The sequence below is a fragment of the Fulvivirga sp. genome (assembly GCF_040220315.1).
Taxonomy (GTDB): Bacteria; Bacteroidota; Bacteroidia; order Cytophagales; family Cyclobacteriaceae; genus Fulvivirga.
Map to the genome: position 1 here is coordinate 1 of NZ_JAVJUY010000398.1, position 7,928 is coordinate 7,928.

Sequence of the window (7,928 nt, forward strand, 5' to 3'; positions counted from 1 at the left end):
AATGGAGCTGTAGATAACGGAACGGGTGTTGCTGCCATAATTGAGGTGGCCGAGGCATTTACTAAATTAAATACAGGAACTCAGCGTTCAGTTGTATTCCTGGCAGTAACGGCAGAAGAACAGGGCTTATTAGGCTCTGAACATTATTCAGCTAATCCAATATACGATCCGAACAAGACTGCTGCTAACATAAATGTAGATGCAATTAGGCCGATTGGTAGAGTAAATGATTTTTCTGTTATTGGATATGGCCAGTCGGAGTTAGAAGATTATGCTGAGGCTGCAGTTAAAAATCAAGGCAGATACATTACGCCAGATCCTCATCCTGAAGCAGGTTCATTTTTCCGTTCGGACCATTTCAACTTTGCTAAGATTGGAATACCTGCATTATATGGAAAAGGCGCATCTGACAGTGATGCGAATGGCAAAGAATGGGGTGAAGAGCAATATGCCTCATATACCAAAAACCACTATCATAAACCTTCAGATGAGTACAACGATAGCCTGAACCTGGAAGGTGTTGTGCTTGATGCACAGGTGTATTTCGAAGTTGGGTATAAGTTGGCCAATGAGGCTACATACCCGAAATACAGAGAAGGTTCAGAGTTTAGAGCTATCAGAGAAAAATAACAGGCTAGTTCTTGTCATTAATATTCGCCCTGAAGGTTGGAAGACTTTCAGGGTGATTTTTTTGTATGTACTTGACCATTTCTTCCCTAATAAAACAACGCAAATCCCAGGCTTCAGGTGAATTTCTGGCTGTTGCTAACATACGAACCTTAATGGTTTTTTCACTTGCATCTGTTACCTGCAAAGACTTCTTGTCTTTATCCCAGTGCTCACTTCTATTTAGAATTTGGTCAAATTCCTCCCTTAGCTTATTAATAGGAGTGTTGTAATCAAGATACAAAATTACTGCCCCTAAAATCTGTGAAGAGCTTTTAGTCCAATTCTGAAAAGGAGTATCCGTAAAATAGGTAATAGGTAACACAAGTCGTCTTAAATCCCATATCCTTACCACCACATAAGTTAAATTGATTTCTTCTATCCAGCCCCACTCATCTTCTACTACTACCGCATCGTCAATTCTTATGGGTTGAGTAAATGCAATTTGAATACCAGCCAGTAAATTTGATAGTGTTTTTTGAGCGGCAAAACCCACAATAATACCGGCTACCCCTGCCGAGGTAAGAATGGTTGCTCCATATTTTCTAACACTATCAAAGCTTAATAATATTATAGCAATAGCAATTACTGCAACTACTACAATTACCAGTTTTCGAATAAAAATAATCTGTGTTAAGGCTTTCCTTTCTTTGATATTGTCATCTTTATTCATATCAAATTGCTCAAAAAGAACGTCCTGAATCACATAAATGAGTTTTATGATTAGTATCGTAATACTCACTACCACTAATATTTCAACGATACTCTTTAGCCAACCTAATTGACCAGGATACTCGACATCCAGAACAATGCGAAGCGCTACAAAAGGAATAAAAAGGAAAATGGAGTTGTTGAGTCGTTTGCTCAAAGCCTGAACAAAAACTAAATCGTCATTTGCGGCATAGCGATTAATAACCTTAAAAAATATCCAGCGGATAATAACTGCACCGATAAGTGCAATAATACTGACTATCGCCACTCGAAAATAAGATAATTGAATAAGCTCGTTCCAACTCATTGATGAAAATTACTTAAAGTAGGATTGAAATGAAAAAACAGGAGCTAGTCCTTTTTCTGGCTCTTTATCAAATAGGTCTTATTTTCTTCGCCATCCGCTATTCTTTTAATGTTTTTGTTGTGTGTCCAGACAATAACAATAAATAGGAAAAATCCGAAAATTATTAAAAGTGGCTCATTGGTTTTGAATCGAGGGATGAACAATAAAAATGTAGGAAATGCTAATGCACTTATAATAGAAGCTAAAGAAACATACTTAGATACCAAAAGTGTAATAATGAATACAACTATGCACAGAAGCGCAACTTCATAATGTATCGCAACCATCATACCTAACAATGTGGCCACTCCTTTGCCCCCTTTAAAATTCAAGAAAGCCGAGAATATATGACCCGTTACAGCGATTACACCTAAGATTAACTTTGCCGTTACCAGATTTTGTTCTTCGATAAAATTCAGGTTAAATAATAGAATTGCTACAGAGGTCGCCACCATCCCTTTGATAATATCAGCCAGCATAACAATAATACCAGCACGTTTACCCAGCACTCTAAAAGTATTGGTCGCACCCGAATTACCACTACCATGCTCTCTTACATCGATACCATACATTGAGCGGCCTAACCAAACAGCAGTAGGAATTGAACCTAGTAAATAGGCGAGAATAGCGGCAATAACTAATGGGGCAATAATCATTCAGTAGTATATATTGATGGCCTGCAAATTTACTAAAAATAGGGCAATTGGCTAAAATCCTTCGTCATCATCTTCCTCTTCCACTTCTTCCTCCTTTGTGCCACCAAAACCATCATCTGGAAGATCTTCTTGTTCCTCTTCAATTTCTGAATCAAGCTCATAGATTTCATCAATGCCGAAATATTGAAGCCTAAATCTATTAATGAAATTTAATGTTTCTGCCTTATCTGCAGGCGCAAATACAAGCTCACCGATTTTGGCTTTACCGCCATTGCTTTTTTTGCTAACCAATTCATTTACCGCGTTGTTAGAAGAGTAAATAAGAAGGCGAGTATCCTCATAACTAAAGAAATACCACGAGTCTGGCGATGCTTTAATGAACATGTTTAGTACTGGCACCCCATCATCCATCCGCTTTATTTCAAGAAACCCGTCAAAGGCCCCATTAATATCAGCTCTTCCTAAATTGGAAAGACCAAGTTTACCCTCGCTGTAAAATGCCTTATAATCAATAGACCACTTTAAATCTACATTGGCTAGCACAACAGATGCCGAAGTTTCTTTGGTAAACCCCGCCAATGGAGTATAGCCCTGCAAAGATCTGGTTTCGTATTCTTTTGCAGCCCGTTCACCTGCCAAATCGGCTAGCTTATAAAGAAGCTGTGTTGGATCCCCTAACCCTTCAGGCGCCCCAAGATTATTGATAATATCTAGGAAATCGTAAGCCATTTGATCAAATACCTGCGTAGGAACAGGCACCATATTGATTGACAATAGAGCATTAAGATTGAACTCTTGATCATTTAAGTTGGCCGAACCAATGATGGTAGAAAGTACTTCAAAGTCTTTATTATAGGGTATAAAAGAAGCTTTTCCTTCGTATTGAAGGCGGGCTGACCTGTGATTATATCTGTAGATCTGTCCGGCTAATTTAGACCCTGATGCTTTGGCTGTATCTTCAATTACAAACTCCCTTTTAACCTTATCATAAAATAAGTGCCCTGATGGTAAGAAAAAATCATCGTCATCCGGGCTGAATTTTTCTTGAATAAATGTATTATATAAGCTATTATCACCTGATGAAAAATGTATTCCTGCTTCCAACTTTCTGCCCTCCTCAGTAGTCGAATTATCAAAATCTATCACTACTTCTTCCTGATCTGCACTACTTGCATATTTAATCCAGGTATTATAACCTGGCTCTTCCATATCCAATTTTACATAACCATTCAATTCCATTGCAGGCTGGTGGGCGTATAATATCATATCACCCTTAAAAAACATGCCGGGTGATACTAACAGATTTTGACCTTCGGTTACGGATCCATTTGCGACAGTATGAGTCGTAAATTGAGGCTCGTTTTTTCGCGCGTTGGGATTAGGAATTTGTTCCAAGCGGAAATTTTCCATTTTTATCGGTATAGTATCATTCTCGCTATTAATAAACTGATACGTAGCAAAACCACTGAATTCATTACGAGATTTAATATTAATTACTCCTTCCGTTAATCGGTGATAACCATTGAGTGTGTCTAATATGATCGTAGTGTTCAATAATTGTCCAATTTTAGCATTTTCCAGTATAAGTACCTCATTATTCTCCGGTGTTATCTTGGCGTCAGCAACGATTATATACGGGATACCACTTACCTTTAGTTCCAATGTGTTAATGTCATAATCTGCCTCAGTTGCCATAAATGCAAGTGAGTCAAGATCTTCGCGCGTTGTATAAAAATAAGAGTTTTCGAGGGGCACATTCTCAGGTTTTTTCATTGTAATCTTTTGTGCATTTAAATCCCATCGTGCCTCAGTGATAGAGGTATTAAACTGGGCATATGGAAACTGAATTGCCGCCTCACCTTCAATTTCTGGGCTAATCAATGCATAGTTATCATTCAAATCGAAATTAACTCTAACATCATCTCCATAGAGGGCCGGTTTTTCAGGGTTGTCAGATTTAAGCTCAAACTGTGTATGTCGCGATAAGAAACTATCGTGTTCAAGCGTAATTTCTTTTGATTTCGACTCAGAACCTCTCGTAGATAATAAACCAGACCCAAATACGCCACCGCCACTTACTACTGTTGTGCCGTCAAGTGAAGCAGTTTGATTATAAAATTGAAAAGGTTCGTCTACACTGTTGATGTACATGCTATCCTTTTTAGGGAGCCAATGCATTTTGTAGTTATTAATAGATGCCTGAGGAAAAATTATTCCTCCATATTCCTCCTCTCTAATCTCGAAATAGTTACCCGAACCTGTAACAGAATCAGGATAAAACACAAAGTCTTCAGACTCTAAGCTTGTGGTTAAAAAATCTATTTTACCATTACCTCTTATTCCATTCTTATTCAATGTTAAGTTGTTATAGAATTTTCCTTCACCCTCATAAAGCTGGTACCCATCTTCTGGAACGTCATGATTAAAGCCTAAGGAGAAGTCTTTTTGGATAGTAAGTTTTTCGCTAAATGTCGGAAACATGCCACTAGAGATAAAAGTACCTTCGAAGGCAATTGCCGAAGCATCTGCACCACCTAAGCTATCTAAATCAAAAGGAGGTACTAGAAAATACATGGATTTATCATATACACCCCCAAGTATCTGTTTTCGATCAAAGTACACCACACCGCCCTTTTCTGAATCGAATTTAGGATAGTTTGGCAGTTTAACTTTTGCTGACTTGTTATTGGGCCTATTAATAAATAAAGTACCTGATGAGCCTTGAAGATTATTCGTAAGTGTTCCGTCCGAAGAAATTGAATCCGCCCCAACCAAAGAATTGTCTACTTTCCTGCGACCATTTCCGCCTCTGCTATTTTCATCCCTTACATAAAACCTTATGGAATCAATTTCATTGAGATAGATTAAAAATGAATCATATTTAAACGTAAAATCCCTGCCTATGTACTCGAAATTACCAGCCGAAACTTTTCCATTGAAGGTGAAATCCCTATCCTTTAAAAAGGTTATTTCGCTGCTATCGGGCTGTATAATTACATTAAGCGAATCACTCAACTTAAAAACCTCTACCCCGCGTACTGTCATCTCCCTCTTGCTAAAATTGAGTGTAGCATTTGGCTTAGCACTGGTTACTGACGCCAGAATGATGTTATCATAGTCTTTGTCTCGAAACTTTGAGGTATAAAGATGGCGTGCCTTCTGTTTCATAGTAATAAGATTGGTTTGTGTATTAAAACCAATCAACCCTTTCTGTGCCAGGCCAATCATCGCGCCTCTCACTTTCTGCTTGTCTTTCTTATAATACTTAGCAAGCTCTTCCACATAAAATTCATCGAGCCCCTGCTTGCTCGAATAATTCACTACGATGGTAAGAGGGTTGAACGTATATACACGATCACCCAGAGAGCTAAAATCTTCTTCATTAAAATGATCTGCTGACTCAAAATAGGCCGGCACAATATTCCTTGCCTGTAAAATAGACGCATCTAAACTATCCGATTTCAAATCCCACCTTAAAATATCAGCAGTAAAGTCAAGGTTAAAGAATGTAGACGTAAAAGGTGTATTTCTAAACCCTCCCTTATCTTTTTGTACTGTTAAGTTTTGATTCTTAATATCATACTTTAGCCGCACAGCAGGGTGATAAATTGAGTCATTACCTTGGTAGATAACCAGCGAAGCCCTTTCTGTGGTGATAATCGAATCCTGAAATTCGAACACCTTGGCTCTTGCCCGATACTTCTTGGCACTTTTATCCTGCACTTCAATTTGTGAGTATTCCCCAACCACTGATGCACTTTTCATTTTCGCTCCATCTAAAGCAAACCCACCTTTATAAATGAAACCCGGGCCCAAATTTTTAAGTCTTATATTACTTTGATACGACATAAACCTGGGATAACGAGCATCGGTGGTTGTGTCATGCTGAACACTTTTGTATTCAAACACACCACCTATCGGGTCTGAGATTTTTCCAACATAATTAAGCTTAGTTTCTTCCGCTTTAAATGTTGGGTGATTTACATCAAAACTGTATTTTGATAGGTTTGCGTACACACTATCGGCTGGTAAGCCGGCCATTGACCAATCGAATTTGCCTCCATCACCCACAAATGTGTTGGAGAGAATGAGGTAATCACCTTTAGTGTTTTGAATAAATACTGAATCGTAAGGTGTTACAAAATTGAGGTTAACACTTTCAAACTTTATAATCGCGCCTTCAATGGCGGGCATAGGCAACATAGCTACAGGATCATCAAATGACTCTTCTTCGTACGATTGCTCCTCATAATCATCTTCATAGTAGGTGTCATCATAATTATCATAATCCTCATAATAATCATCGTTATAATCGTTATTCCACTCTGTGTCCCAATCATCTTCTTCCGGGTCTTGATCCATGTCATCAAACCATTCATCGTCTGTTGAACCTTCTTCTGCAGGCTCTTCATACACAGGCTCTTCTACATATTCAAAATAGTAATTGGCATCTTGTGTGAACAACTTATTGGAACGCTCGAAATGAAGCGCTTTGTTTTTGAAAAATGATGCGGAGAAGTTGAGGAACTTTAGTGTTTGGTCTTTGTCAGAATTGGCTATTACTTTCTCTGCAGTGTTGAGATATTCGGTGATTTTGGTGGCATCGGCACCTTCAATTTGGACTGCATTGGTAATTACAGCACAATATGCTTGTAGATAAGGGCGCAATTTCATGCCCTTATCCTCCAGTGACTTCATCTGGGCAATAATCTTTTGCTGCTGGTCAAGGCCTAACTGAGACCAGCTTAATGCAAAATTATCACCTACTTCCATTGCTGAATTTGCCCTGGTTTCATTGAGTAAAGTGCTTAACGAATCAGCAAATATGGCGGGATCATCAGGTAAGACCTTTTTTTGCCCAACCGCCTGAAAGCAAGCGATCAGCAAAATGATGATTATGGAAGATACCCTTGTGAACATATTATGCTTGAAATTCTCAAATAAAAGCGAATAAACCAATTTACAACTATTGGATAGGCTTTTATTTAAACGATAGCCAGATTAAATTGATTGTTTGGCTTTAATTTTTTTGAAATATCAGCGAAGACCAATCTTTTCTATCGCTCCCTTTTACAAACTTCAGACCCAAATCAGTTGCCCTCTTAGTAATATCTTCATTATCTGGAGTATAGAAACCGCTGAATATTATTTTACCACCACTGGAAAGGCGATCGTAATATTTGTCCATTTCATCGAGCAGGACATTTTTATTGATATTGGCCAATATAAGATCATACTCACCTTCTATTTTTATGGTATCAATAGTTCCTTCCTGGATTTCAACATTTTTACAATTGTTGAGTTCTATATTTTCAGGGGCATTTTCCGTACTCCAGCTGTTATTGTCGTATGCCAGCACCTCGGTAGCTCCTAATTTTTCAGCCATCACCGCTAAAATTGCAGTGCCACAACCGGCATCTAACACTCTTTTACCCTTATGGTCTGTTTCTAACTGATGCTTGAGCATTAAATATGTGGTGGCATGGTGCCCTGTGCCAAATGACATTCTGGGGTTGATTACCAAATCGTATTTAAAGCCGGGCTCGGGT

General features: G+C 38.4%; 5 protein-coding genes. 1 reads left to right on the plus strand and 4 read right to left on the minus strand.

All coding sequences use genetic code 11. The features are described 5' to 3' along the window. A partial coding sequence (locus RLO81_RS20480) for a M20/M25/M40 family metallo-hydrolase (RefSeq protein WP_350116363.1) occupies positions 1 to 630 on the plus strand: 630 nt, incomplete at its 5' end. Between the two features lie 4 nt (positions 631 to 634). Here the strand turns inward: RLO81_RS20480 and RLO81_RS20485 are convergent. The 4 genes from RLO81_RS20485 to prmA all read right to left on the minus strand — a co-directional run. After that, positions 635 to 1,684, minus strand: coding sequence for a mechanosensitive ion channel family protein (locus tag RLO81_RS20485; RefSeq protein ID WP_350116365.1), 1,050 nt, complete (start codon positions 1,682 to 1,684; stop codon positions 635 to 637). 44 nt (positions 1,685 to 1,728) lie between these two features. Further along, on the minus strand, positions 1,729 to 2,379 hold the full coding sequence (gene plsY, locus RLO81_RS20490; RefSeq protein WP_350116367.1) for a glycerol-3-phosphate 1-O-acyltransferase PlsY: 651 nt from the start codon (positions 2,377 to 2,379) through the stop codon (positions 1,729 to 1,731). A gap of 51 nt (positions 2,380 to 2,430) precedes the next feature. Further along, entirely contained in the window at positions 2,431 to 7,299 is a 4,869-nt protein-coding gene (locus tag RLO81_RS20495) for a hypothetical protein (RefSeq protein ID WP_350116369.1), read from the minus strand. A gap of 100 nt (positions 7,300 to 7,399) precedes the next feature. After that, positions 7,400 to 7,928, minus strand: a 529-nt coding sequence (gene prmA, locus RLO81_RS20500) for a 50S ribosomal protein L11 methyltransferase (protein WP_350116371.1), incomplete at its 5' end; no start/stop codon positions are given.

Coding starts and splice junctions, on each gene's coding strand:
- plsY (WP_350116367.1), bottom strand. CDS start 2,379: ATGATTATTGCCCCATTAGTTATTGCCGCTATTCTCGCCTATTTACTA.
- RLO81_RS20485 (WP_350116365.1), bottom strand. CDS start 1,684: ATGAGTTGGAACGAGCTTATTCAATTATCTTATTTTCGAGTGGCGATA.
- RLO81_RS20495 (WP_350116369.1), bottom strand. CDS start 7,299: ATGTTCACAAGGGTATCTTCCATAATCATCATTTTGCTGATCGCTTGC.